The organism is Paenibacillus sp. GYB006 (genome assembly GCF_036577645.1).
Classification (GTDB): Bacteria; Bacillota; Bacilli; order Paenibacillales; family Paenibacillaceae; genus Paenibacillus.
In genome coordinates, this window is sequence record NZ_JARBDA010000039.1 from 1 (window position 1) to 2,117 (window position 2,117).

A 2,117-nucleotide genomic window follows, 5' to 3' on the forward strand; every position below is an offset into this window, starting at 1 on the left:
GATGTGAATAGCTCATGGACTGATTCTCCTGTGTGAATTTGGTGTGGTAACTTAATTCTACACGAATCAGGCCATGGGCCATTTTTATTTTTTGAGTAAGGTGTCGCACTTCATATTACAATCCGTCATAAATTTTCTTTGTATTAGGCTTAGTATAAGTAATTAATATAGCTGCAAGTGATCTTCTATGACTTATTCCTTCTCTGATCGAACCTTAACTGGGTCAGAGCTGAGAACTATTTTGTAGAGTGAGTCTTCCAAAAGCAATACAATAGAAGTTTGAATGTTGTCTATCTTTCCTTTTGACCATAGAAGGGATCGGGAATAAGGTGTTCAGGATATATAGTATGCGCTAAAACGTTATAATTATTGTGTTCTACATTTAGTAAGGTGAAGAGAAACTTGAATTAGAATGGAATAAAAACATAAAGATTCACAGATGATAGAAATACACTAATACCGAAATATGTTAGGTGCTCGTTCAGAACATTAATAGTAGTGAGTCATTAACGGAAACAATGAATACCTTTCAAGAAGATACAGTCCTTATTTTTGATTCATCCTGGAAGTATTGGCTTTTGCCACTGTCTACTCTACATTTAAAACAGTTAGATATGACCGATTAGTTTTAATAAAATCTCAAATCAGAAAGAGTTAGCTCAATAGGGTAGCTGGTCACTCTGTAAAGTATGTATTTATGGAATTATCAAATTGTTATTAGATACAATGAAGAAGTCAAAGCTTTAGTAAACATTAATTTTCCAGGTATGGACTCATTTCTGATAATTAATAATTTCAATGTTTAAGCGGGAATTATTATGAGTAAAAGGAAATATTCATTTTTGTATGTAGAATATTCAATCATGATATCAAAATTACTTTATGTGAAAGATAGTGATACTTCTATGTTGAGAATCAGCAAAGGAAGATTAGTTGGACGGGAAAGGTACAGAGATGTACCAGGCGATAGTTCGGCGTTTAGCTATACTACATTTATATACTGGCATTAACAATTGTAGCTCTGGTATTATCCCCTCAAAGTAGACACTCGAAAAAAAGTCTCATCTTATTATGAGATATTGAGAGACAACATGGAGGGGTATTTTTATGGATAAAAAAAGAATTAGTTATTTAATCATTTGCAGAGAAGTTTAAGTTAAGAGAATTTCAATGGCACATCTAGGGAGCGAGGAGTTATCTAGCTGTAGCAGACAAGGGGAATGTGTAGCAGCACACAATTTTCTTAAGAAGTTGGTGAGAAAATATTGATGAGATGGAGAGGTGTGTTCAATACCAGTAAAGGATCGACCAGAGGTCCAATAAAAGAGGCCTTCTCACGATGTTCTCAATTATCTTGTAGAAGGGGATTATCATAAGTGCAGGGAAACTATTAAAGAAAGTCACACAGCGTTAAAGTTATTAGCTATAGTGGGAGTATAGATCTAGTTACTACAATTGGCTGCCAACCACTTAAACCATAGCTAAAAAGTAACACTACATTCTAAATCAAGGACCAGAGAAAATATGACGCTAGTACTTGAATCATATAATTCGGTTAACCTTCGGATGTGAGGGCTCAGCGGGAAGTAGGCTACTTTGTCATTTTCGTTATGGGGTTTGGTCATACGTAGTTATATTAATGTTGTTTATCTAAACTCGATTATAGGATATAATATATATCATTTTTAATAATTTCTACAAATTGTGCCTGCAATTCTTCATTAGAAAGAGTGTTGATATGTAGAGAAGCGCAAATAGAGAGTATAGAAGTAATTCGTTCTATGTTTTTTTAAGCAGGGAGTTAATTTCGGAGCGCTCCTTTACTTTGAGTAAATAATGGATTTAAACAACATTATTAAAATCAAATAATTTTAAATAAAAGACTTGCATAATTTTTATCAGCATGGTATATTCTAATTCCGGCCAAGAAGTTAGCCAGTAAGCAACACACTGAATAACCAAGCAACTTAACGAAGTTAAAAACTTCTGGAAAAAAGCTTGACACTCTGAACCGGACATGATATGATATAAAAGTTGCTGACGACGAGAGTTGTTAGCGAGATTGATCTTTGAAAACTGAACAACGAGGAGTTTTACGTAAGTGAAACTCGTGAGTG

At 33.9% G+C, this 2,117-nt stretch carries 1 protein-coding gene; it reads right to left on the bottom strand.

What is annotated here, in order from left to right:
- Positions 1-1,842: 1,842 nt before the first annotated feature.
- Positions 1,843-2,117: hypothetical protein (locus PV403_RS24735; RefSeq protein WP_213536328.1), on the bottom strand; the 275-nt coding region annotated here is incomplete at its 5' end.